22 protein-coding genes and 1 pseudogene are annotated in these 25422 nt (G+C 42.9%); 9 read left to right on the top strand and 14 right to left on the bottom strand.

Features of this window, described 5'->3' with window-relative positions; all coding sequences use genetic code 11:
- Positions 1 to 116: 116 nt before the first annotated feature.
- The 3 genes and pseudogenes from AC1P5O_RS01515 to AC1P5O_RS01505 all read right to left on the bottom strand — a co-directional run bounded on the left by AC1P5O_RS01515 (position 117) and on the right by AC1P5O_RS01505 (position 3534).
- A complete protein-coding gene (locus AC1P5O_RS01515; protein ID WP_005266298.1) occupies positions 117 to 1166 on the bottom strand; it encodes a 3-deoxy-7-phosphoheptulonate synthase in 1050 nt (349 codons plus the stop codon).
- Positions 1167 to 1687: 521 nt separating this feature from the next.
- Positions 1688 to 2218 (bottom strand): hypothetical protein, encoded by a 531-nt coding sequence (locus tag AC1P5O_RS01510; protein ID WP_005266297.1) that lies wholly within the window; start codon positions 2216 to 2218, stop codon positions 1688 to 1690.
- A gap of 208 nt (positions 2219 to 2426) precedes the next feature.
- A pseudogene (locus tag AC1P5O_RS01505) lies at positions 2427 to 3534 on the bottom strand (S-(hydroxymethyl)glutathione dehydrogenase/class III alcohol dehydrogenase).
- 120 nt (positions 3535 to 3654) lie between these two features.
- Between AC1P5O_RS01505 and AC1P5O_RS01500 the strand changes: the two are divergent.
- The 3 genes from AC1P5O_RS01500 (at position 3655) to AC1P5O_RS01490 (ending at position 6454) form a co-directional block, all read left to right on the top strand.
- Positions 3655 to 5211, top strand: coding sequence for a phospholipase D family protein (locus AC1P5O_RS01500; RefSeq protein ID WP_005106839.1), 1557 nt, complete (start codon positions 3655 to 3657; stop codon positions 5209 to 5211).
- A gap of 168 nt (positions 5212 to 5379) precedes the next feature.
- Positions 5380 to 5817 carry a hypothetical protein gene (locus AC1P5O_RS01495; protein ID WP_005106837.1) on the top strand — a complete coding sequence of 146 codons (438 nt, stop codon included), beginning with the start codon at positions 5380 to 5382 and terminating at the stop codon, positions 5815 to 5817.
- Between the two features lie 160 nt (positions 5818 to 5977).
- Positions 5978 to 6454, top strand: a complete 477-nt coding sequence (locus AC1P5O_RS01490) for a pyridoxamine 5'-phosphate oxidase family protein (protein WP_005266291.1) — start codon at positions 5978 to 5980, stop codon at positions 6452 to 6454.
- A 95-nt stretch (positions 6455 to 6549) separates the two neighbouring features.
- On the opposite strand, the gene AC1P5O_RS01485 is transcribed toward AC1P5O_RS01490, so the two are convergent.
- From AC1P5O_RS01485 to AC1P5O_RS01455, 7 genes are all read right to left on the bottom strand, one after another.
- Positions 6550 to 7134: a uracil-DNA glycosylase family protein gene (locus tag AC1P5O_RS01485; protein WP_005266289.1), complete on the bottom strand. Its 585-nt coding sequence runs from the start codon at positions 7132 to 7134 to the stop codon at positions 6550 to 6552.
- Positions 7135 to 7166: 32 nt separating this feature from the next.
- The gene (locus AC1P5O_RS01480) at positions 7167 to 7877 is read right to left on the bottom strand and encodes an SGNH/GDSL hydrolase family protein (RefSeq protein ID WP_005266285.1); all 711 of its coding nucleotides are present in this window, start codon (positions 7875 to 7877) and stop codon (positions 7167 to 7169) included.
- Positions 7878 to 8093: 216 nt separating this feature from the next.
- Positions 8094 to 9152 (bottom strand): fatty acid desaturase, encoded by a 1059-nt coding sequence (locus AC1P5O_RS01475; protein WP_005266284.1) that lies wholly within the window; start codon positions 9150 to 9152, stop codon positions 8094 to 8096.
- 408 nt (positions 9153 to 9560) lie between these two features.
- Positions 9561 to 10304: an SDR family oxidoreductase gene (locus AC1P5O_RS01470; protein ID WP_005266283.1), complete on the bottom strand. Its 744-nt coding sequence runs from the start codon at positions 10302 to 10304 to the stop codon at positions 9561 to 9563.
- A 52-nt stretch (positions 10305 to 10356) separates the two neighbouring features.
- A complete protein-coding gene (locus AC1P5O_RS01465) occupies positions 10357 to 11055 on the bottom strand; it encodes a histidine phosphatase family protein (protein ID WP_005266282.1) in 699 nt (232 codons plus the stop codon).
- The gene (locus AC1P5O_RS01460) at positions 11052 to 12173 is read right to left on the bottom strand and encodes a phosphotransferase family protein (RefSeq protein WP_005266281.1); all 1122 of its coding nucleotides are present in this window, start codon (positions 12171 to 12173) and stop codon (positions 11052 to 11054) included. The genes AC1P5O_RS01465 and AC1P5O_RS01460 overlap by 4 nt, the downstream gene beginning before the upstream one ends.
- Positions 12174 to 12224: 51 nt before the next feature.
- Positions 12225 to 13466, bottom strand: a complete 1242-nt coding sequence (locus AC1P5O_RS01455) for an acyl-CoA dehydrogenase family protein (RefSeq protein ID WP_005266280.1) — start codon at positions 13464 to 13466, stop codon at positions 12225 to 12227.
- Between the two features lie 94 nt (positions 13467 to 13560).
- Between AC1P5O_RS01455 and AC1P5O_RS01450 the strand changes: the two genes are divergently transcribed.
- Both AC1P5O_RS01450 and AC1P5O_RS01445 read left to right on the top strand, forming a co-directional pair.
- Positions 13561 to 14478: a LysR family transcriptional regulator gene (locus AC1P5O_RS01450; RefSeq protein ID WP_348942046.1), complete on the top strand. Its 918-nt coding sequence runs from the start codon at positions 13561 to 13563 to the stop codon at positions 14476 to 14478.
- Positions 14479 to 14646: 168 nt separating this feature from the next.
- Positions 14647 to 15258, top strand: coding sequence for a thermonuclease family protein (locus AC1P5O_RS01445; protein ID WP_005266277.1), 612 nt, complete (start codon positions 14647 to 14649; stop codon positions 15256 to 15258).
- A gap of 204 nt (positions 15259 to 15462) precedes the next feature.
- Here AC1P5O_RS01445 and cydB read toward each other — a convergent pair whose 3' ends face one another.
- Both cydB and AC1P5O_RS01435 read right to left on the bottom strand, forming a co-directional pair.
- Positions 15463 to 16467, bottom strand: coding sequence for a cytochrome d ubiquinol oxidase subunit II (gene cydB, locus AC1P5O_RS01440; RefSeq protein ID WP_005266276.1), 1005 nt, complete (start codon positions 16465 to 16467; stop codon positions 15463 to 15465).
- Positions 16464 to 17909: a cytochrome ubiquinol oxidase subunit I gene (locus AC1P5O_RS01435; protein WP_305158282.1), complete on the bottom strand. Its 1446-nt coding sequence runs from the start codon at positions 17907 to 17909 to the stop codon at positions 16464 to 16466. The genes cydB and AC1P5O_RS01435 overlap by 4 nt, the downstream gene beginning before the upstream one ends.
- A 265-nt stretch (positions 17910 to 18174) precedes the next feature.
- Between AC1P5O_RS01435 and AC1P5O_RS01430 the strand changes: the two genes are divergently transcribed.
- Together AC1P5O_RS01430 and AC1P5O_RS01425 are read left to right on the top strand one after the other, a co-directional pair.
- A complete protein-coding gene (locus AC1P5O_RS01430; RefSeq protein WP_004647091.1) occupies positions 18175 to 18618 on the top strand; it encodes a MarR family winged helix-turn-helix transcriptional regulator in 444 nt (147 codons plus the stop codon).
- A complete protein-coding gene (locus AC1P5O_RS01425) occupies positions 18615 to 19817 on the top strand; it encodes an MFS transporter (RefSeq protein ID WP_005266274.1) in 1203 nt (400 codons plus the stop codon). The genes AC1P5O_RS01430 and AC1P5O_RS01425 overlap by 4 nt, the downstream gene beginning before the upstream one ends.
- Positions 19818 to 19823: 6 nt before the next feature.
- On the opposite strand, the gene AC1P5O_RS01420 is transcribed toward AC1P5O_RS01425, so the two are convergent.
- Complete coding sequence (locus AC1P5O_RS01420) at positions 19824 to 20804, bottom strand: GlxA family transcriptional regulator (RefSeq protein ID WP_005246142.1); 981 nt, start codon at positions 20802 to 20804, stop codon at positions 19824 to 19826.
- 114 nt (positions 20805 to 20918) lie between these two features.
- Here AC1P5O_RS01420 and AC1P5O_RS01415 point away from each other — a divergent pair, with 114 nt between their 5' ends.
- Positions 20919 to 22706, top strand: coding sequence for an acyl-CoA dehydrogenase (locus AC1P5O_RS01415; RefSeq protein ID WP_017397767.1), 1788 nt, complete (start codon positions 20919 to 20921; stop codon positions 22704 to 22706).
- Positions 22707 to 23067: 361 nt separating this feature from the next.
- Here AC1P5O_RS01415 and AC1P5O_RS01410 read toward each other — a convergent pair whose 3' ends face one another.
- Entirely contained in the window at positions 23068 to 24282 is a 1215-nt protein-coding gene (locus AC1P5O_RS01410; RefSeq protein ID WP_005266271.1) for an alkane 1-monooxygenase, read from the bottom strand.
- A gap of 188 nt (positions 24283 to 24470) precedes the next feature.
- Here AC1P5O_RS01410 and AC1P5O_RS01405 point away from each other — a divergent pair, with 188 nt between their 5' ends.
- Entirely contained in the window at positions 24471 to 25421 is a 951-nt protein-coding gene (locus tag AC1P5O_RS01405) for an AraC family transcriptional regulator (RefSeq protein ID WP_005266270.1), read from the top strand.
- Position 25422 lies beyond the last annotated feature (1 nt).

Here is a 25422-nt window from a genome sequence, read left to right as displayed (position 1 = left end):
ATTATCGTCACAATTATGTGACCTATTACAGGTTAATTATATTTATAAATAACTGCTTCCTGATATTCAAAAAAGCACTTTCCCCGCTGCTCAAGCAGAGAAAGTGGTTTTTAAATTTAGGCACTACGTTTCAGACAACTGATCGCTAAAGTATTGGCCACCTCCAGTAACAGTTGTCGTGTTTTTCCCCAGCCCAGACATCCATCAGTAACAGATTGACCATAAGTCATTTGCTCAGAAATTTTCTGGTTGCCATCTACCAAATGACTTTCTAGCATTACGCCACGAACATTGGTCTGTAAGCGCTCTGCCACGATCTGCTCCAATACTTCAGGCTGCAGCATAGGATTTTTTGAGCTATTGCCATGACTACAGTCAATCACCAATGCCGGTAAGTCGATCTGATGTTTGGCCCGGATTTTCTCAATTTCTGACAATTGGTAATTTGGTCCGCTATTCGAGCCACGTAAAATCAAATGTGCTTTAGGATTACCTTGCGAGTGTAAAATGCATGGTAAACCAGACTGGCTCATCCCCAGGAATTGATGTGGATGAGAGGCAGACTGAATGGCATCCAGAGCAATCTGGATCGAACCATCAGTACCATTTTTGAAACCAATGCTATATGGCATATGACTGGAAATTTCACGGTGAATTTGTGATTCGCTGGTACGTGCTCCAATCGCACCCCAAGCTAGTAAGTCATCGAAATAAGCAGTTGCCATCGGGCTGAGGATTTCAGAGGCAATCGGCAGACCCATTTCAATGATTTTGAGGTATAAGTCACGGGATTTTTCCAAGCCCAATTGCATATTGGATGAACCATCCAGATTTGGATCGTAAAGGAAACCTTTCCAGCCTACCGTAGTCCGTGGTTTTTCGATATAAGCACGCATCACCAGGAAAATCTGATCAGATAGCTGTGACTGAAGTTGTTTTAATTTTTCTGCATAGTCTAGCGCGGAAGCTTCATCATGAATGGAACATGGGCCTGTGACCACCATTAAACGATGATCCTTGCCTTCTAATATATTTTGAATAGTTTGACGGTGTTCAGCGACTTGGCTGGCTAATTGCGGAGACAGTGGCAATTGCTGCTTAAGCTGCTGAGGTAAAATTAAAATGCTTTCAGCATGATGTTGTTGTGATGTATTTGGGGTATTCATGACTTTAATCCTGGGACTGGCAATCAGTCCAAACTTTTATTTGAGCGTTATGGGTCTAATCGAAGGTGTTGTGAGTGTCATTAGCTGACTAAAATAAGACCAATAAAAGTTGTTAAAGTATGAATAGTTAAAGTTTGTCATGGCTGTCTCCAAAATATTGTAAAAAATGAAAGGCATAAAAAAACCTGATCAGGGTTGCCGATCAGGTATAAACTGGTGGGCAACCTTTTCATTGCCCAAACGCATTCAGGCAATTAGCTAAACTGCCAGAAATAAAAATATGCGTTTGAAATGATAGGTTGCTTTAACATGTTATGTCTTTCATAAAATGTGATTCTGAAATTAAAATACGCGCTCTGTGATCATTTGACAAGCATTAAATATAAAAAAATATTTATTAACTTTTCTACTTTTATTTATTAATTCATCAAACCGTGAGATGTATCACTAAAATTGGTAAAACCCACAAACCTATTGCAGATTTTACCAAAGAAACTTCAGTTTAATCCAAAGATTAAAAATTAACGTGAAACACGATTCCAGGCATCACGCACTGCAAATTTAGCCTGTTCCCAGTTTAAACGAGATTCGCCTTTCATTTGTTCCCATTTCAGTCTCAAATCAGGTTCTACGTCTTCAAAACGGGTATGGGCATCATAGCTGCCACGGTTTTCATAACCGACTCGGTAGGCCGTATCATAATCACGGTCATAATCCAGATCGCTATAGCTAGTACGGGCATCTGAATAGTATGGCGTATTGATCGAATTATCACGCCAGTAAGCTTGCTCTTCTGTTGGATTTATAGCTTCGCCTACACCTTTACCTGCCAGACCACCAACAACAGCACCGACTACACCACCAACAGCGACACCGACTGGACCGCCTGCAGCACCAATGGCTGCACCTGCCGCTGCGCCACCTGCAGCACCTACACCTGTACCTACAGGATGTGCGCCAGGTTCACCCGTAATTGGATCAGCATTTAAATCATCGCGGACATCTTTAGGCGCATTCTTAATTACATCACGATCAAAATTATCATTCGACATAGAGCTTATCCTTATTCTTTAAAATGGTTTTATCACGTATTTTCATACGTCCTATTTAATATAAGCATCTGGCATGTAATGACATTAGCAGGCGTGTGTTGTTTCAGTGACTCTCTGTGAGGCTTTCATGCACTAATGTATCCTGAATCAAGTGAAAGCCGCATAAAAAAGACCGGTTTAATACCGGTCTTTTTTAGATTAAAACAGCTTAGTCAAAATGAATGACTGTACGGATCGACTTGCCTTCATGCATTAGGTCAAAAGCTTCATTGATCTGACCTAATGGCATGGTATGAGTCACAAAAGGTTCCAGCTGAATTTCACCTTTCATGGATTGCTCTACCATTCCCGGTAATTGTGAACGACCTTTCCCCCCACCAAAAGCAGTACCCATCCATTTACGACCTGTGACTAACTGGAATAGACGGGTTGAAATTTCTTTACCTGCTCCGGCTACACCAATAATTACCGACTGACCCCAGCCACGATGCGCACATTCTAGTGCTGAACGCATTACATCTACATTACCGATACATTCGAATGAATGGTCTACCCCCCAACCAGTCATTTCGACGATCACTTGCTGGATCGGCTGATCATAGTCTTTTGGATTCAGGAAATCTGTTGCACCAAACTGTTTCGCCAGTTCAAATTTATCCGGATTGGTATCAATCACAATGATACGGCCGGCTTTGGCCTGACGTGCGCCTTGTACTACAGCAAGACCGATACCACCTAAACCAAATACTGCAACACTGTCGCCTTCCTGAACTTTAGCGGTGTTATGCACCAATACCGGTAGTCACCCCACAACCAAGCAGGCAAACATGCTCATGGTTGGCTTCAGGATTAATTTTTGCCAGAGAAACTTCAGCTACCACGGTATATTCAGAAAAAGTTGAACAACCCATATAGTGATAGATCGGCTCGCCATTATAAGAGAAACGGGTCGTACCATCTGGCATGACACCTTTACCCTGGGTCGCACGCACAGCAACACACAGGTTGGTCTTACCTGATTTACAGAACAAGCATTCGCCACACTCAGCAGTATAAAGCGGAATCACGTGATCGCCCGGTTTCAGGCTGGTGACCCCTTCACCTACTTCAACGACCACACCCGCACCTTCATGACCCAAAATTGCAGGAAATACACCTTCAGGATCTTCACTAGACAAGGTAAATGCATCGGTATGACACACGCCTGTATGGCTAATTTTTACCAGTACTTCACCTGCTTTTGGTGGAGCAACATCCACTTCTACAATTTCTAATGGCTGGCCTGGACCAAACGCAACTGCTGCACGTGATTTCATGTAAAACTGTCTTTTTTTGCTGATTTACAGATGACTAACAGTAACCTCTTTCTATTCGCAGATTCAACTATTAACATCATCAGATAAGGAATAAAAGATCCTATAATTAATGGAACATCAATGACTAAACCTTCGCCCTTTGTATGTTTGAGCATTTTTACTTTTAGCATCATGCTTTCTGGCTGTGAACTGGCTCCCAACACTGCTGAAGAAGCGAAAATCACGCCGGTTCGACCTGCGCACTGGATCGACAATCAACTTTCAAAACAACAGATCAATAGCGGTAAAACGGCTTTCTTGCCGCTCTATGATGGCTTTATGAGTATGGCAGCACGCCTGCACCTGATTAACAAAGCCAAATATCATCTGGATCTACAATATTATATCTGGAAGGATGATTATATTGGCAATATGATCTTGTCCCAATTACTCAAAGCCGCCGATCGCGGTGTCAAAGTTCGGGTCCAGATTGATGATCAAAATGGCACCCAGCTTGATGACAAGCTTCTTGCTTTAAGCCAGCATCCAAATTTTGAAGTCCGGATTTTTAATCCCTATAAATTTCGTCATTTACGTGCGCTAGATTATGGCTTCCGGATGAAAAAGGTCAATCATCGCATGCACAATAAATTAATCATTGCGGATGGCACTGCAGCCGTGACCGGCGGCCGCAATATCAGTAGTGAATATTTTGATGCCAGTGAAGATTTTCAATTCACCGATGTGGATATATTCTTCGCAGGGCAAAGCGTAACAGATGCCAATCAGACCTTTATTAACTTCTGGAATGATGATCTGAGTTATGACGTTCGACAGATCTTGAATGATGCCGGCCATCCTGAAATGCTTAAAAGGCTCAGAACTGAATTTGAACGAGAAGATGTTGACGAAACTGAACTCAAACGCCGGGTGGGCATTGCCGAGAAACAAGTCGAACAACACTTAAAAAAACAACCCATTCACTGGGCGCCGGCTTATTTTGTTGCGGATAGTCCCGCAAAAGCACGCCCCCATGCCAAAAATGGCGATTATATTTATACCCATATGCTCGAACTGATGGGTGAGCCAAAAAAACATCTGGAACTGGTGTCCTCGTACTTTATTCCCACGCAAAAAGGGGCCGACTATTTAACCCGCCGTGCGCAACAAGGTGTGAAAATCAGAATCCTGACCAACTCTTTTCAGGCCAATGATGTGGCTGCGGTGCATGCCTATTATCAGCAATATCGTCAGCAATTATTGAAAAGTGGCATCGAACTCTGGGAATTTAAACCCTACATTGTCCGTCCGGAACGGACCTGGTATGAAATTATGACTGGAGACATCATCCCGGCTAAAAACAAAAATAGCTCCAGTTTGCATGCCAAATTTTTTGATCTAGATGGCATGGTGTTTGTCGGTTCATTTAATTTTGATCCGCGTTCAGCCTATCTGAATACCGAAGTCGGTCTGGTCATTGAATCGGAAGATTTTCAGAAGGAAATCACCAGTGCGATGGATCAGTACTTACCACGCGTGGCTTATCAACTTAAACTGAACGAAAAAAATGAAATGATTTGGCTGGAACATCAAAAAGATGGCCGTAGTATTCAGCATTTACATGATCCGGAAACTACAAAATTCCAGCGTTTTATGATGAATCTGGTGACGAAATTTCCCGGTGAATGGTTAATGTAATGACATTAGAATGACCTCACAATTACGACGACATGAAAAGCCTGTATTTTGAGAATGACCGCTTAAATTAACTTAGTCCAATCATCGTTTAAAGGGTTTTACAGTCTATTGCGCTTACTTTAGAATTACATTTTTCTCGTATTTTGCGCTTGTTCGCCCTCCACTCCCATGCAATTTTTTGATCTAAGCCGTCAGTTTAAGTTCAGTGATATTCTCACGCCTGTAAAAACTCTCCATGATTTATCCCAGCAAGAATGGTATTTGGCCAAAATTCGGGTGGAACATGACTGTTTGTCCGACTCCGATACGGTCGAGGGACAGGTAGTTTTGAAATCCAGTGAAAATATTCAGCTCGAACTGGAATGGCAGATTCAGGATAGTAGTTATGAATTACAGGTTTTATTTAAAGGTGTAGAAACTGAAGCCACTGATGAGACCGGTATCATGTTGAAAGGTGCACAACTGGTCGATGAACAGCAGCAAGTACTCTCTGCCCAAGCGTTAAGCTTATGGATTGATGGTACTCTTTTGCCGATGTTGCCTGAAATCCGTCAGGAAATTAAAGCACGTTTAAATTTGTGGGATTATGTCGAATACGATGACTAATCGCCGAATTTTGCATTTTTTAAAGAGCCTATGGGGCTCTTTTTTATAATCTGAGTGACGTTTTAGATTGATTAAACTGCCCTATCTTCAATTTTTTCAGGCAATGCCAAGCTAAATAAGTTGTTATAAAATTTATAAAAAATAAAAAGAGAATCACGACATGATTTCTGATAGTGAATGGCAACAGATTCGTCAGGTGGTCGCTGATGCACAACGGGCTGCCATGCATTGCTCTATTGCAACAGTCAACCCCAAAGGCTTTCCTAGTATTACTCCGATCGGAACCATATTTCTCAACAAAAAGACCAGTATCGGTTTCTTCTTTGATACTTATTCCACTACTTTTTCTGAGAATTTACAGCATCAGCCGATGGCATGCATACAGGCTGTGAACAGTAGCAAACTGTTTTGGTTTCATTCGTTACTTAAAGGTAAATTTAAGCGTTATCCAGGAGTACGCTTATATGCAGAAATTGGTCCTTTACGTCCGGCCTCGCTTGAGGAAATACGACAGGTGGAGTCGCGTATTCGAGCTTTAAAATGGACCAAAGGTAGTCAGTTAATCTGGTCCAGCTTTCATCATGTCCGGGAGATTAAGATCAATAGCTATCGCTGGGTCGAATATCCAAATATGTGAATAAATAAGGCCAATAACTTACAAATAGTAAGTTTATTTCTTATATGCAGAAAAAAATCTCTTTAACCATTTTCACCTGATTATTGGATTAAATATTAAACCAGACCCACATGCTCAAACATTGTCCGGTAACTTTCGGCTTTTTTCTCCAGAGAAACCGGATATGCTCGAGAAGATGAAGGCATGCGATATAAATACAGATCACGTCCGACAAAATGGGCCTGACTTAGCTGGCCAATACTCGGCTTTAAAGTCCCTTCAGGCATGGACAGCATCATGGTGTCTGTGGCCTTGTCGCCTGTGGTCATAATATGATTGCACTGCGGCATTTGGCTGAGCAGTTGCTCGATATTGGTGGGTACTACTATTTCCAAAAATTTGTCTGAAGCATTGCCTTTTAAACGCCGGATCTGATAGCCACTATCAAAAATCGCAATCCCCGTTTCTGTTAAAAAATCCCGGATTAATTGTTCCTGAAATTTTTTATTGGGTAGATCTAAAAAGTAATCTTTATTTTCAAAGAAAATCAGTCCAAAAATCCGCCACATATCATTTTGATAATTCGGATAATAAAAATTCATTTTCCAGCGTGTGGCAGGTGGCGGAAAGCTACCCAACATCAGCAATTTGGCATTGGGTGGTAAAAATGGCGGTAGCGGATGGGTTTCAATATCAGACATAGAATTAACTAAATTGAGAGATTTCAACTATTTTAAAAGGTCTTGCGAATCTTGCCAGCTACTTCTTGTCCCCAAAGTGTATAAACTTCCTTACTCGGATGAAAACCATCTACAGCCATTTGTAAATTCATGGCACGGTATTTTTCAATATCGTATTCAATCCATTGCATATTCACTTGCTGATTCACAAATTTTTCCAGTTGCTGGTTCATCTGTTTAGCATACTGGCCAAATAGCCAGGCTAAAGAATTCGGTAGCGCCGGAAACATATTCATTGGCGGAACTCCGGCAGCAATGATCAGTTTCGGACTAAATTTTTGCTGGATTTTGCTATAAAGCTGTTCCTGTTTCTGAATCCAAATATCAGCAGGCATCAGTTTGGTCACATCATTGACGCCAACCGACGTGACGATTACATCATATTGCTGGACTTCAATCTGGTCCAAAGCATGAATTACTTTTGAGCTGGTATCGCCTGTTTTGGCCTGTAATTTCCAGTCAATTTCAAAGTTATTTTTCAGTTCATGCAGAATTGCACCCAGTAATGCATCATCCTGATGTTCGACTCCTACACCTGCCGCCGCGGAATCTCCTAAAATGAGCAGAGAAAGTTTTTTGCCTGTTCCTGTTCGACCTTCACGTTTTCCCTGTGGTTCAGGCAACTTCAAGGTATTTTTCTTGACGCGATTACCCTGAATGACAAGTGCAGGAATCAAGGCAATGGTGGCGGCTTTCAGCAACATAGTGGGCTAATTTATATAGAGATATAATTGATTTTACCTGAGTTTATCCTTTTGAACTATTTCCTCAACAGTCATTTTAAATGAATGTTCACCTAAATTGACAAGATAGGATTCTTGCAAAATATAGGCTTAGATATCTTTGTGACATTGAATAAATCACAAAGGATGAATATAAAAAAATCCCGCTAAAAAGCAGGATTTTTACAAGCTCACTTATCAGATTTTATAATCATTCCAGCGATTCATACGCTTGAAAGTTCCCACATCATTAAAACGCACACCCACTTCTTTCATCACTTTGTGCGCCGTTTTGGACGTCAGTTGACGGATATAAAATGGCTCTTTGACCACAAAATGATGAATTGCATGGGTCGAACCAAAATTACAGCAGAATAACTGGAACGGGACCATCCACCATGGATTGAGCACTTGGGTTTGTTTGATCACATCACGTGGATCGATATCGCCATAGTAATGCATACTTGAGCTGACAAACTGCAAGCTAAAAGAACGGATAAAGTTAGGAATCACCCAGATGACTGCCAGCAGATTTACGATTGGCATAGCATCGACAATGCCTTGCGACCAGAGCATCTCATAACCGAATAGTGGTGCAACCGCATTTAAACCATGAAAGACCACAAACAGATAGCATAATCCATAGTAAATAATGCTGAGAGGTAAAAAGCCGCATAACTGAGAAATCATGGCAATTTTACGTTCTTTTTCAGGCTGCTTTTCCAGAAAAAGATGAATCATTTTAAACATTTGAAATGGACGCAGATACACTGACATCAACTGGTCACTAATCACCAGAATTCGGCGAATGCCCCAAGGCATACCATTACTGATGCCACGTTCTTCCAGGTCATGTTCAGTGCCTGAATATTTATGATGATGCAAATGTAAACGACGACGTGCCCACGGACTGATGGTGTTTGGACGTGCCAGCCAGACCAGTGCCAGCATCAAATGATGTGCCCAAGGTGTTTTTTTGAAATACATATAATGAATCAGGTCATGTTCCAGTTCATGGGTCAATGATGCAAAAATCGCAATCAAAGGAATGGTAAACCATGCTGAGAGATAACCGGTTCCATATGCTACCGCGCATGCAATCATGCCTGCCCAGGCAAAGCCTAAAATACTCGCACCGATAAAGTTCTGATGTTTGAGTATGGGATAACGAGCACGTACCTCTTCCCCGGCCTGGGTAACGATACTTCTGACCTTGGAGATTCGCTGCTGGTCAGTCATATCCGCAGATGTAGACATATGGACAACCTTTAATTTCTGAACGGTTGTACATTAAAGGAAATTCTAAAAAAGAGAAGTTATCTTTCCACTTTTAGAGTGAGTATGTCTAAGTTTTGGACAGTTTGGAAAAGTTCTTAAAATTGGCGAAAATTAGGAAAAGTAAAAGATGGTCTTTCTCATGAAACGAAAATTTAAAAGTAATTGATTTAATTGCAAATTCATCAATAAAATAAAAATATAATTTTTGATAATTTAAAACTTTATTTTAATAATCAATACATTAGGATTTATAAGATTTCGCTTTTCTGAAAATTCAAGCTATACATTTTTTTAGAAAAAAATACTGGTTTAGAAATTTTTCTCAGTTTGTCATAAAATAAAAAGAGAAGCGCTCTAGCTTCTCTTTTTATAGATCTAAGATTACTTTTAACCTAACTTGTTCACCAGTTTAAGTGGTAATACTTTCATGGCTAGACCGAGTGGTAACCAAGGCCATTTCGGTACATAGGCTTTCACTGGCGCTTTTTCAATTTCTGCTGCCAATAAACGCGAACCGGTTTTTTCATCTACTTCAAAAGGTAGCTTTTTTGCCCCTTCATTAATTTCAGTCCGAATATATCCTGGGAAAATGGTGGTGACTTTAATTGGCGTATCGATCAGTTCAGCTCGAATGCCTTCCGCTAAATGAGCCACGCCGGCCTTACTTGCACCATAAGCCGTTAAATGTTTTGGCATACCGCGCATGGCACTCATGGATGAAATCATCACCAGATGACCAGAGTTTTGTGCACGGAAGATTTCAACTGCAGCCTCACATTGTGCCAATGCCGAAATAAAGTTGGTTTCCACCGTGGCTTTGTTAATGGCAAAATTACCTTTACCGATTCGACGGCCCTCACCGACACCGGCATTGACGATCACTCGGTCAATCGTGCCAAAGTCTTCTTTAAACGCGCGGAAAACCTCAAAAACCTGATCGTAATCGGTCACATCTAAAGTTTTGGCAATGACTTTGATGCCATATTGGCTTTCCAGTTCCTGTTTTAAGGTTTCCAGACGCTCCAGACGACGCGCACAAATGGCCAGATTATAGCCTTTTTTTGCAAATTCACGTGCCATACCGGCGCCAATCCCTGAACTTGCACCGGTAATTAAAATTGTTTTAACCATATGTTTACCCTATTCCTTTATTTTTCTAGCGCATTACGTTTTCAATCTCATTTTAAATCCAGGTCAATAAGTCTGGATGCTGTGCTTTAATAAAATGATGTTCATTTAAACTGAGTAGTTGCGGTTCATTACCCACCAGACGCAGTGTCGTGATACTGGTATTGGTAATCGCCCAGTTTAGGGCAAAGGTTTTCTCCGGGCTCAGCCCTAAAATCTTACCCACTGCAACAGAAATCACACCACCTGAGGTATAGACCACTGCATAGCGCGGACGGCTTTTGGCCAGCTTGTCACACAAATTTTCTAAGCCGCTTTCCACGCGTGCTTTGAAACTTGGCCAAGATTCATCATATTCATGGTGATAATCATCGCCAGTCCAGCGTGCAATTGCACCGCTAAAAATCTTGCTCAGATAATCCCGTGGATTTTCATGTTCTGACACATCCTGTTTCAGCAATTCAGGCTGATTAAAGCGCGGCTCATAACGCGCAAATACCTGCTGATGATTAAACTCATTCCAGGCACTATCGGTCAGAATCTCGCTTTCCGGAAAACATTCGTCCAGTGATAATTGCGCTGTCTGTTGATGGCGTTGCATGGAACCTGCCACCACATAAGGCGCTTCTTTCAGGATTTCGTCAAAATAGCGACCCAAAAGCTTTGCCTGTAACTCGCCGTTGGGCGAAAGTTGATCGTAACTTTCTGCGCCAAAAGAGGCCTGGCCATGCCGGATCAAGTAAATGGTAGTCATTTTGGCATTATCTCTTTAAATTTAAGCACATACTTTTGTGCAATCTCATTGGCTTCCAGTTTTTGCTTGCCAATCAGTTTTAAGGCACGAATATGCAAGGCATGAATCACCACCCAAAAATCCTTGAACGCTGGATTATTAGTCTGTTTATGGTAATAACGATAATAGATCTGCTGGGCAATCACCGCGAGGCGGAAAATTCCGAACACCTCATAAAACGCCCAGTTTTCCGGTTGCAAACCGGTTTTTTCAAGATAATAATCTACGACCTCTTTACGGGTAAACATACCTTTTAGATTGGTCGGCTGACGACGAGTCGCTTTAAAAATGGCATTATCGGTATCTTCTACCCAATAGGCCAAGGCAGAACCTAGATCCATGAGCGGATCGCCAAGGGTGGCCATTTCCCAGTCCAGTACACCAATCACTTCAGTCGGATTTTCCGGATTTAAGATGACATTATCAAAACGCCAGTCATTATGAATCACACAGGTTTTAGAATCTGAAGGAATATTATCTTTAAGCCAGTTGCGCACATATTTAAACGATGGAACATTTAAAGTTTTAGCCTTTTCATAACGTACATCCCAGCCTTCGACCTGACGGCGACAATAGCCTTCACCCTTACCGAGATTTTCAAGTTCAGTTCCTTGATAAGGCACCTGATGCAATTCGATCAGTTTATCAATCACATTGATACATAAAGTCCGGATATCGGATTCAGTAAGCTGCAGCTCAGCTGGCATTTTGGCGCGAGGAATAATTCCTTCAAGCCGTTTCATCACATAGAAATCACAACCAATCACTGATTCATCCTGACAAAGCGCGACCATTTCAGGCACGACGGGATAATGTTCAGCCAAGGCTTTCTGCACATGATATTCACGTGCCATATCATGGGCTGATTTGGCTTTGGTACCTTGTGGCGGACGACGTAAAATTAAATCGGCATTGGCATACTGTAAACGGTAGGTCCAGTTTGAAGCTCCGCCTGAATATTGGGTCACTTGCACAGGGCCTTCAACATTCACATTTTGCTGAATTAACCAATTGGTGATGGCTTGTACATCCAGTTCTTCACCTGCACGAACTGCTCCACCTACATCAATAACCGCCATAATTTTTCCTTAAAATTTTTTAATACGTTGCAATCTTCTATTTAAGCCAGTTTATTTTTTGTGGCGTGTACTGTAGCCACGTTTTGCCAGTTCCAGTTTGGCAATCATGCCCTTATGCACTTCATCCGGGCCATCAGCCAAACGTAAGGCACGTGCCTGGGCAAAGAATCCGGTCAGTGGCGTATCACGAGAGACACCGGCACCGCCGTGGATCTGGATTGCCATATCGACAACTTTTTCCAGCACACTTGGCGCAACGACTTTAATTGCAGAAATTTCAGTCAGTGCCGCCATATTCCCTAAAGTATCCATTTTATAGGCGGCATACAAGGTCAAAAGGCGTGCCTGATCAATTGCAACCCGGGCTTCCGCGACACGTTCCAGATTGCCGCCAAGTTTTAAAATCTCTTTGCCAAATGCTGTCCGGCTCATGCCTCGGTCAATCATCAACTCTAAGGATTTTTCCGCAGCCCCGATACAGCGCATGCAATGATGAATACGGCCTGGTCCTAAACGACCTTGGGCAATTTCAAAGCCCTGACCGGCGCCACCAATAAAATTCGCTACCGGAACGCGGACATTTTCAAAGCTGACTTCACCATGGCCATGTGGTGCATCGTAGTCACCAAATACAGGTAGCATGCGTTCGATTTTAACGCCGGCAGTATCCACAGGAACTAAAACCATCGAATGCTGATGATGACGGTCTTCTGTTTCATCTGGAGTATGCGCCATAAAAATAATGATTTTGGCATTTGGATCGCCTAGACCTGATGACCACCATTTACGGCCATTGAGAACAATCTCATCACCTTCCACCATCGCCGTTGCCTGCATATTGGTCGCATCACTGGATGCGACTGCAGGTTCAGTCATACAAAAGACCGAACGGATTTTTCCTTCTAAAAGTGGCATCAGCCATTGCTGTTTCTGTTCTTCAGAACCATAACGCCACAATACTTCCATATTGCCGCTATCTGGCGCATTACAGTTAAATACGACTGGTGCAATCAGGCTACGACCTGAAAGTTCGGCAATATGTGCATATTCCTGAACCGATAAACCCTGGCCAAGTTCAGAACAAGGGAGAAACATATTCCAAAGGCCAGCTGCCTTGGCTTTGGCTTTTAAGCTTTCCAGTTCTGCAGGCCATTGCCATTTGGTCCAGTCGCCGCCTTGGTTCAACTCATGAACTTGCTGCCAGAAATCAGCTTCAACTGGTTCAATTTCCTCAGCAATAAATTTTTTGGTTCTATTTAAATAATCTTGTGCACGTGCTGAAAGCTCAAACATCTCTTTATCCCTCTAAATATTCTAATTCATACGCTTTACAACACCTTAACCCAAAACCTATTATGAATAAAATGATTTTACTCCATACATTATTATGCATAGCATTCATTCTAAAACAGTCATGGACCTGCGAAATTTTCATCGTATCGACATTAACCTTTATCCGCTTTTTATGGCAATTTATGAGCAGAACAGTATTTCTAAAGCTGCACAGATTTTATCAGTTAGCCAGTCTGCTGCCAGTCATGCTTTACAACGTTTAAGACAGCATTTACAGGATGATTTATTTGTACGTACTGGCAGCAAAATGCAACCTACGCCGTTTGCGGAACAGATCTATCCTGAGCTGAAGAATGCACTTTTTGCGATTCAAAATATTTCAATACAGCATCAGCACTTCAGACCGGAAATGATTCAGAGTTTGAAAATTGCCGTACATGATGAAATTGAGCCAATGATCTTTCCCAGACTGGTTCAGCACTTTCAACAACTCAATCTGGAAATTCAACTTAGCAGCATGAAGCTGGACCGTAAAAATATAGCAGCAGACCTCGCCTCTCAACAGGTCGATTTTGTCATAGATCTGGAACAAAACATTGCTGAAAAAATCCAGTTTGAGCGTCTGGTTCAAGATGAATTTGTAGTGTGTACACAATTAACAGAAATGAATGAGCAGATTTATCTTGCCTCACCTCATATTGGCGTGTCATCACGCCGTACTGGCGTTTTAGTTGAGGATATTTATTTAAGCCGTAAACAATATTCACGACAGATTTTTTTACGCTGTCAGCATTACTCAACTGCTCTGCAAATTTTGGAACAACAAAAGACAGCTATGCTGACTATTCCTAAAAATGTATTGGTACATTTACAATTGGCTACCAGTCTAAATATTTTTGAAGTCCCTGTGGACCTGCCGAAAATTAATATGGGGATATATTGGCATAAGGATTTGCACGAGAATAAGAGACATCAATTTTTGAGAGCTGAAATTTATAAAATTTTCACTTAGGCTATTTATAAAGAAATTTAAATTGCTTAGGCTATTTTATATATAAGTTTAGATGGTTGCAGATTCATCTTTTCGCCAGAAAAATATACTTAGGCTATTTTAGCTGGTACAAAACTAAACACTGAGTGATTAGCTTTTAATCCGTAGATCTACTGGCTTTGCTCTAAAATGGCTCGACTTTTAGCTGTGATTTTACAGCTGGTTTTGCTGATTTGGATCTTGCCTTTGTTAAATCTCTCCATCACCTGGCAAATTGTGCTGGGCTTAGTATTGCTATGTTTTTCTTATTATCTGCTGCATAAAATTACAGTTTATTTAAAAGATGTTTTCCGCCCTTTTAAGAAAGGCAAAAAATACTGGTGCCGTGTAAAAGCCGTAAGTGATGGTGATACCCTCACCTGCTACCGTTTTAACATTCGTCGCTCTGAGACCAAATTGCGCTTTGCTTTTGTCGATGCCCCTGAATCATCACAAGCCTATGGCAAGGAATCGCAGCGTCTGGTCAAAAGCATGGTGAATAATAAAATGGTTCGGGTCAAGATTACCGACATTGACCGTTATGGCCGCTGTGTCGGTGTGATCTACCGCTATCGCAAAAATATCAATGAAGAGATTGTCAAACGTGGTGCAGCGTGGGTCTATGAAGAATATATCAAGGATAAAAACCATTTACGCTATATGATGGAATTGCAAAATAAAGCTAAGAAACAGAAAAAAGGCCTTTGGAAACATACTCGTCCTGTACGTCCAAGTGTGTATCGTAAACAGGTAAAATCGTAAATTTGGTTTTATCAAAGATAAATGGCAAATAATAAAAAGTGATCAGGACATTCAGATCACTTTTTTCATTTTTTTAGTTTTACTAATTTAATAAGCCAAATGCACCAGAAAGCGGAATGCGCCAGCAATCAGGGCCAGCGTTAAAAATCCTGCCAGCCACAACCCTACAAACCATAATGCCTGTTTGCCTTTCATGACCACTCCTTAATGATAGCCATCATCGCCGACCCTGACCTTATGCCGGAATACCCAATAGGACATACCGGTATAAATCACAATAATTGGAATCAGGATCAAGGCGCCAATCAAGGCAAATAGCTGGCTATTTTCATGCGCTGCTGCCTGCCAGATAGTCACGCTTGGCGGAATAATATATGGCCATAGACTTATCAAGAATCCGGTATAGGCAAGGAAAACCAGAACAAGCATATAGGTAAATGGGCCTAATTCACTGCGTCTTTTACAGGCACGCAAAGCCAGCCAGGTAAATAGCAGAACCAGAACTGGAACTGGCATAAAATAGGTAAATTGTGGCTGACTAAACCAGCGTTCAGCAATTTGAGGATGAGTCAACGGCGTATAAATACTGACCGCACCCAATATGATCAGTAAGGCAATAATCAGCTTAGGCATCAGTTTAAACATTCGATCCTGCAAATCATCTCCGGTTTTATAGATCAGCCAGCCACAGCCTAATGCCGCATAGAGCACCACCACACTGATTCCGGTGAAAATACTGAATGGAGTGAGCCAGTCCAGACCACTACCGACATAGACACCATTTCGAGTTTCAATGCCCTGAATATAGGCCCCTAAAATCATGCCTTGCAGGAAACTGGTAATCGCAGAACCACCGATAAAGGCTTTATCCCACCAATGCTTACTGCGGTTTGCCTTGAAGCGGAACTCAAAAGCCACGCCGCGGAAAATCAAGGCAATCACCATCAGAATAATTGGCATATACAGCGCCGAGAGTACGGTCGAGTAAGCGAGTGGAAAAGCTGCAAATAACCCTGCACCGCCCAAAACCATCCAGGTTTCATTGCCATCCCAGACCGGAGCCACGGTATTCATCATGACATCACGTTCATCTTGATGCGGGAAAAAAGGAAACAAGATGCCGATGCCCAGATCGAAACCATCGAGAATGGTATAAATCAATACACCTAAACCAATAATCACAATCCAGATTAATGATAAATCAATCATTTTTTATCCTCCTGATCCGGTTGTTCAGGAACTTCTTCAATACGTTCGCGAATACTACTTAATGGTCGACGCGAGGCCTGCACTACATCGCTGTCTGATTCATGATCTGGTCGAGTATGAATAAAATCCGGGCCTTTGTGCATCAGACGCAACATGTAGTAAATCCCGATACCAAATACCACACAGTAGACGACTACAAAAATAATCAGGGTTAGCCCCACCTGTTCAGCGGAAACTGGTGACAATGCATCTTTGGTCCGCATGATGCCGTAGACTACCCAAGGCTGACGGCCGACTTCTGTGGTAAACCATCCCGCCAGCATGGCAATAAATCCGGAAGGTCCCATAATCAAGGCAAATCGGTGCAATGCACGGGACTCATAAAAGCGACCTCGGGTACGTGCCCACGCTCCCCATAATGCCAGTAACAACATCAATACGCCTAGTCCAACCATAATCCGGAAGCTCCAGAACACCACCAGTGAATTCGGCCGGTCTTCAGGCGCAAAGTCTTTAAGCCCCGTAACCTTGCCATCCATCGTGTGGGTTAAAATCAGGCTACCCAAGTTGGGAATTCCGATTGCATATTTGGTTTCTTCGGCCTCCATATCTGGAATACCAAAGAGATATAAGGGCATCCCTTCATTATGATTGGTTTCCCAATGCCCTTCCATGGCTGCAAGTTTTGCTGGCTGATGCTCAAGGGTATTAATACCGTGCATATCACCGACGATGACCTGTAAAGGTGCTAGTACTAGAAGCAGCCACATCGCCATGGAAAATGAGGTCTTGACCAGTGCATCACGACGGCCTTTGATCAGATGCCATGCGGCTGTAGCAGCGACCAGTAAGGCGGAAACCAGAAAGGCAGCCATGGCCATATGGGCCAGACGATAAGGGAAAGATGGGTTAAACACGATAGCAAGCCAGTCTTGCGGCACAATCAGGCCATTTTCAATCGCAAAGCCTTGTGGGGTCTGCATCCAGCTATTAGACGATAAAATCCAGAACATGGAAATACAGGTGCCTATCGCAACCATCAAGGTCGAGAAAAAGTGCGCCTTTGGTCCCACTCGCCCCCAGCCAAATAACATGATGCCCAGAAAGCCCGCTTCCAGAAAGAAAGCGGTGAGTACTTCATAGGCCAATAAAGGTCCAGTCACGCTGCCTGCCACCCGGGAAAACTCACTCCAGTTGGTTCCAAACTGGTAGCTCATGACCACACCAGAGACGACACCCATCCCGAATGCCACAGCGAAAATTTTCACCCAGAATTTGAATAGATCCTGAAAAATCGGATTTTGGGTTTTGAGCCAGCGCCATTCCAGAATGGCCAGAAAGCTGGCCAAGCCAATAGAAATTGCCGGAAAAATGATATGAAAAGATACAGTAAAGGCGAACTGTATTCGTGCTAACTCTAATGCAGTTAAACCCAGAGTCATAAGCTTCACCTATGCATTGTTATTTGGCATCTTTGCCCTTCAATTTTTAAGTCATGAATTTTTCTAGTGACATGGCTAGCTTAGGCGTGGCTGTTATAAAAAGTATGTAGTCTTTTGTTGATTATTTTTTAATCAGGTTAAACTATGTAACTCTTGCTGATAAAGAAAATATTACTCTGAATAATTTTTAAAACTCTCCTCTTGAGCTTTAGATAAAACAGGCGTAAATTAGGCCTAAATTTAGTTACCCAGGTTAACTAACCATATGTTTTCCGAATCTCCCCGACTTCGTACGCTGTTATTACGCTGCGCACGACTGATGAGCGATGAGATCAATACGATCTTGTTGTCATCTCAATTAAATTATTCCTTATGGCAGGTGTTATACGTCATCCAGTCAAAGCAACAATGCACGCTGGCAGATATTTCCAGTTATCTCAATGTATCCAAGCCCGGTATTACTAAGCGGATTCAGCAACTGGTTGAACTCGATCTGATTGCCCAACTCGAAACTGAAGACAAACGTCAAAAGCTGTTCAAGTTGAGTGAGCAAGGAATTGAGACCTTTGCGATGTGTTCCAAACAGATCGATGCATTTGAAGATCAGTTGCTTGAGCACATTGAATCAGATGATCTTGAAGGCAGTAAAAATACCTTGATGCAACTCATTCAGCAGTTATATCCCTCATCTCAGGACAGACCTCAATGAGCCAAGAACAAGAAACGCCTTTATGGACGCCCAATTTTATCCTGATCAGTCTGGTGAATTTCCAGCTGGTTCTGGTGTTCTACTTACTGGTGATTGTGATTGTCGGCTACTCAGTGGCTGAGCTAGGGGCTTCGACTGCACAAGCCGGTCTGGTATCAGGTCTGTTTATTGTCGGCACCCTATTCGGACGCTTATTGATCGGAAAATTACTGAATCGTCTGGGCCTAAAAAATACGCTTGTCATTGGCCTGACTGGTTTCCTACTCTTTTCCGGACTGTATATGATTCCGGCCAAGCTGGAAGTTTTACTAGGCATCCGTCTGATACACGGCTTTATGATGGGTATGGCTTCTACTGTACTGGGTACAGTGATTGCACAGACCATTCCTGCCACACGGCGTGGTGAAGGAATTGGCTATTTCAGCATGAGCAGCACCCTAGGCACAGCGATTGGTCCCTTTGTCGGAATCTGGCTGATGACAAATTTCAATTATCAGGTAATTTTCATCTTTACCAGTATCGTTGCGCTCAGCTGCCTGATCTGTGGACTGTTTATCCAGCCACCACGCCTTAAGGCAAGTCATTCGTCAGCAGCCTCTACTTCGCAAAGCACCAGCAAACTGGCTCAGTATATTGAACCGAATGCGCTACCGATTGCACTGATTGTACTGCTGGTGGCTACTTCTTATTCAGGCATATTGTCGTTTATTCACTTTTATGCCAAAGAAATTAATCTGGTCGAAGCAGCATCTTTTTTCTTCCTGATGTATGCTTTTGCCATTTTGCTTTCGCGTCCTTTTACCGGCCCGCTCATGGACCGTAAAGGCGAAAATATCATTATCTATCCTGCCATTGTGATTATGGCACTGGGGATATTGCTCCTCAGTCAGGCGCAAAACTCTGTGATGTTACTTGCCAGTGCTGCCTTGCTTGGTTTTGGTTTTGGTAATATCCAGTCAGTGTGTCAAACCATTGCGGTGAAAAGTACGACATTGCAGCGTATGGGGCTTGCTACCTCAACCTTCTTTATTGCCCTGGATGCCGGTCTTGGTTTTGGCCCGTATTTCCTGGGTATGCTGCTGGATCAGATTGGTTATCGTCAGCTTTATCTGTTCTCGGCGCTGCTCACCCTAAGCTGTCTGGCCTGGTATTACCTTCTGCATGGCCGTAAAGCAGGAAAAGTACAGCCTTCTCATTAAAAGCTTTTAAAAGCGCCGACTAAACCGGCGCCGATATTCCAACGGCGTCAGACCGGTTTTTTTATGAAATAAACGGCGGAATGAACTTGGATCCTGATAGCCGACATTTTGCATAATCACATCCACAGCTTGATCGGTTTCTTCCAGTCGTTTACGTGCGGCTTCAATCCGGATCGCTTGTAGATATTGATTGGGCGGTATGTCTAAGGCTTGTTTAAAGCGTCGAATCAGGGTTCGGCCAGTCACATTAAACTGCTCTGCCAGCTGGTTCAAACTAAAATCTTCATGAAAATGCTGCTCTAGCCAGTTCTGGATTTTTTGTACCAGTTCATCATGGTGCGGCTGGCCAATATTCAGCAATGAATAAGACAACTGGCTATCACGGCGGTAATCAATTACGAAAGATTTAGCCGATTGCATGGCCACCTCAAAGCCATACAAGCGCTCAATCAGATGCAAACCTAGGTCAAACCAGGCCAGGCCTCCACCTGCACAATAGATATTCTGATCCCGGCTAATCATCAGATCGGCATTCAGTTTCACCTTAGGATAGCGTGAACGAAACACTTCCTGAAAACCCCAATGTGTTGTTGCAATCCGGTCATCTAAAATGCCTGCTTCTGCCAGAAAAAAATTCCCCGTACAGTTTCCTGCAATTAAAGTCGCCTCTGCATGTGCAGATTTTAAAAAATGAATCAGTTCTGGATTCTGTTGCAATACATCCTGAATCGGTGCAGCGATGGTCGGTACCACCAGAATATCTGCAGTTTGAATCTCTTGATAAGAAAAATGTGCCTGCAACTGCAGCCCATTGATACACCGAATCGGATGTCCCTCCGGACTGGCGATACTCACCTTAAACAGGCGCTGTACGTCCTGCTGCTGGATCCGGTTCCAGCTTACGCCAGCCATTGTAAATAAATCGACCACACCCGTAATGGCCGAAGCCAGAGCCCCATGAAAGCCTAAAATCACCACCTGTTGCATACTTTACTAATTGTCACTTTTCACCCGATTCATGTCATTATTGACAATCCTCCTCAATAAAAGCAACTGCTAGTCTTGATGCTATCTCAAGGATTGCACATTCAGGATAGTACCGTGACCCAACTGATTAATGATAAAGATCTGCATTTCCAGCTTTATGACGTATTCAAACTTGAAGCGCTGACTAAACTGCAACGCTATCAGGATCATGACAAAAATACTTTCGACAGTATTCTGGAAACGGCAAAAGGTATCGCGACTGATTATTTTGCACCGCATAATGCCAAAGCTGATCAACAAGAACCGAACTTTGATGGCAAACAGGTCAAAACCATTGATGAAGTGAAGACAGCCTGGCAACAGTTTGCCGATGCCGGCCTGCTTTGCGCCCAGCATGATTATGCAGATGGTGGCATGCAACTGCCCACTTTGGTGAATATGGCCTGCAATGCGTATTTTATGTCGGCCAATCCGTCCACCGTGGCTTATTCTTTTCTAACGGCCGCTGCGGCGAACCTGATACAGGCTTTTGCCTCCCCAAAACAAAAGCAAATATTCCTACCGCATATGTTGAGTGGCCGCTTTGCTGGCACCATGGCCATGACAGAGCCGAATGTAGGTTCCTCTTTGGGCGATCTGACCACTAAAGCCATTCCTCAGGGAAATGGAATTTATAAAATTAAAGGCCAGAAAATGTTTATTTCGGGTGGCGATCAGGACATTACCGAAAATATTGTGCATCTGGTCTTGGCGCGGATTCAGGATGCGCCGCAAGGCGTGAAAGGAATTTCCCTGTTTATCGTACCAAAATTCAAAACCAACGAGGATGGTTCACTCGGTGAAGCTAATGATGTACAGCTGGCTGGCTTACTGCACAAAATGGGCTATCGAGGTACTACATCTACAGTTTTAAGCTTTGGAGAAAATGATAATTGCTTAGGCTATTTAATTGGTGAACCCGGTCATGGCTTAAAATATATGTTCAAGATGATGAATGAAGCACGTGTGGGTGTCGGTCTGGGCGCAGCCATGATTGGTTATCGTGGCTATCTGGAATCTCTGGATTATGCTAAAAACCGTCCGCAAGGCCGGCCAGTTCATGAAAAAACACCTGACTCGAAACCAGTGAATATCATTGAACATACCGATGTCAAACGCATGCTACTGGCGCAAAAGTCATATGTAGAAGGTTCGCTGGCACTTTGCTTATTTGCAGCCCGATTAATTGATGAACTTCAGGCAGCTCAAGATGAAGATAGTGCAATTCTGCTTGATCTCATTACCCCGGTGGTCAAATCTTTCCCTTCTGCCTATGGTCCGAAAGCCAATGATCTGGCCATTCAGGTCTTGGGCGGCGCGGGTTATACCCGTGAATATCCGGTGGAGCAATGTTATCGTGATAACCGACTCAATCCGATTCATGAAGGCACTTACGGTATTCAATCTCTGGATCTGCTGGGACGTAAACTCTGGCAGCATAATGGCAAAGGGCTAAATCTGCTCATGCAGCGCATCCAGAAGACCTTGTCAGAGACTCATGAACCTAAGATAGTGGAACTCGCAGAGATCTACAAACAGCATCTGGCGACTGTACAAAAAACTACTCAGGTTTTAGGCCAGGCCTTACATCAAGGAAAAGTCAGTGACGCTTTGGCCAATTCAGGATTGTATCTGGATATGATGGGCAAAACTATTCTATCTTGGCTCTGGCTAGAAATGGCGAATCAGGCTCAACTCAAGTTTGGCACATCTTCGCAGGCAGAAGATCAGACTTTTCTGGCAGGGAAAATTCAAGCAGCTCAATATTTTATTCGCTGGGAACTCCCTGAAATTGAGCATCAGGCCAAATTATTGATGAATATGGATGATACTTGCCTGAATATGCAAAGCGACTGGTTCTAGACAGAATTTATCAAAAAATGCGCCTGTATTAGGTAATGCCAGTCACTTACAAAATTGACTGGCATTTTCTTTTTTAGATTCATGGCTGTATTTGATATGTAGAAAAGTCATCCGCAACTGTTTGAGGCCGGACTACATTAAAAAATGATTGTTTCTGCGATAAATTTGTTAGTTGATAGGGGCTGACGAGTTTTGCGGATGAAAAATGCCTTTGGTTACTTTGGGCGAAACCAAAGTAACAAATGAGCTGCAAAATTTTGATTTAAAACAATAAGGCTCCGCTAAAAATTAAGGAGTTTATTTCTAAACTCCTTAACTGATCAGCATTATCTGTATTAGGCGCATTTTATTTTTTGAATCATCAAGCTGCGGATTCTTGCACATCAAACTTTTTAAAAAGTTTGGCACGTTTGGAAGGCAAAATGTTAGCTTTCGTCAGATCGCCCTGATAATGCTGATATACCCGCTGATCCATGATTTTGTACCATAAAGGTGGAATCAAGGCTGGAATCAGCATGGTTGCATAACCGCTGGGTAATTCTGGCGCTTCATCAAAATGCCGCAACGCCTGAAATGGACGGCTTGGAAAAGCATGATGATCAGAATGCCGTTGTAACTGATACAAAAACAGATTAGTTACGATATTGTTGTTATTCCAGCTATGTTCCGGCAAGGTTCGCTCATAACTGCCATCCGCTTTCTGTCCACGTTTCAGTCCGTAGTGCTCGATATAATTCACAATCTCAAACAGGCTAACGCCATAAAATGCCTGTGTCAGTGTATAAGGAATAATTTTCTTGCCATACGCCTTTAGCATCAAGGCATGATAGCCGGCACTCATGGCCCAACCATGAAACAGCTCATTTTCCTGATTAAAGAATTTCAGTCCCTTACGCTCGAGCCGTCTTTTTTCAATCTGGATTGCAGATTTTAATCCGCCTATTACGGTACGTGGCCAGAAACGGTAAAAAGATTCACCCATTTTTGAAGATGCCGGATCTTCTGGTGTCGCCACCCGTTTATGGTGTCCATAAGGATGTTCGATCCGGAAATGGTTATAGCCCAAAGGCATCAGGCTGGCATGAGACCAGTAATGGTCTTTTTTCTGGGGACGATGGCTGAGTTCATGTGCGGTATTCACCCCCACACCATTAATCGCACCCATAGAAACTCCAAGCAGTACCTGATCCAGCAAAGACACATTTGGCCGGCTTACGACATAACCGGCAAAGGCATTGGCTGCCATTTGCAAGGGAATAAATGCTTTTACAATGCGGTCATAATAAGGATCGTTAACCAGTGCCTTGATCTGCTCATCATTTGGGTTATTGGCATCATCGCCAATCAGGGCATCCAGAGTCGGAATGATGACATGCAGTAATAATAGTCCGCCCATGGCAAAGATTTTTTGAGTGGCTTTGGGACCAAAATGATAACCGGCCAGAATTCCCATTCCGATCACAGGCAGACCTGGGCTGAGCAACCAGCCAAAACGTTTTTTATCCAGCTTGACACCTTTTAGTGCCGACGCTTCCTGCGTAAACTGCGCTTTCTGGATTTGTGCAGGGGCATTCATTGCGACCTTCCTTTTTTATGTTACTCTGCACTTATAGTTGATTATTTCAGCAGTAGCGAACAGTATTCAACGTCCAGAAAAGCTATGTCAGCGTCTTTGGCACATGCTGCCAAATTCTGGCCTAAAATCACAAAGTTAAAAAATTTATAGTCAATTAAATGAAATAAAACAGAAGAATAGAGTTAGGCATGGATGCTTTAAGTAAAATTTTTGATGATATTCATCTGGAAAAATCGGAATATCTTTATCTGAATGTATTTCATCCGGGCGGCTTTGACTATCAACATGAACCCTTTATGCTGGCCTATATCCTGTTACAAGGACAGGCGCAATTAAAGTTCATGAATGGTGATCGACTGGAGCTGCAACAAGGTGATCTGGTGCTATTACCCGCAGGTTCCTCCCATCATGTTTCCTGCCCAGACAATGCCGATTTTTCTGAGCACCATGCGATTAATCCTTATTTTCAGAGCAATGCACAGCAATGTGTTGATCTCAATCGGGAAAATTCGGCGGAGCATAGTTTCATACTGGCTATTCGTTCTAGCTTGGATATCCAGATGGCCAAACCTCTTTTGAGTGCATTACCTAAATACCTGCATATTCAACATATTCTGGGTGATACGGCGCCAGAATGGTTACAGGTTGGCTTGCAGTTTCTGGCACTGGAAACCCAGCAGCTTCGTCCCGGACGTGACAAGATTCTGGATCATCTGGTCAGTATTTTACTGATTGAATGCGTACGTGATTATATTTTAAACCTGGAAAATGCCTCGAGCTGGCTAAATGCGCTCTCGCATCCGGAACTATCCAATGCACTGGCAGTGATTCATGGCAAACCTGAACAATTCTGGACTGTAGAAAGTCTGGCCGAACAATGTCATATGTCACGTTCCAAATTCGCCCAGTTATTTACCCAGATTGTCGGTGAACCGCCCCTTGCCTATCTGCAACAGCACCGCCTGCGTCTGGCAGCGCAATATTTGAGAAATAGTGGATTTGGTATCCAGCAGATCGCTTATCTGGTTGGTTATTCATCCGAGACGGCGTTTAGTCAAAGTTTTAAAAAACAGTTTGAACAGACGCCGACCCAATACCGGCTGAATTGTCAGAAGAACCAGTCTTTATTACCAGACTAAA

The sequence above is a fragment of the Prolinoborus fasciculus genome, from assembly GCF_056724605.1.
This window is presented reverse-complemented; position numbering and strand designations above follow the sequence as displayed.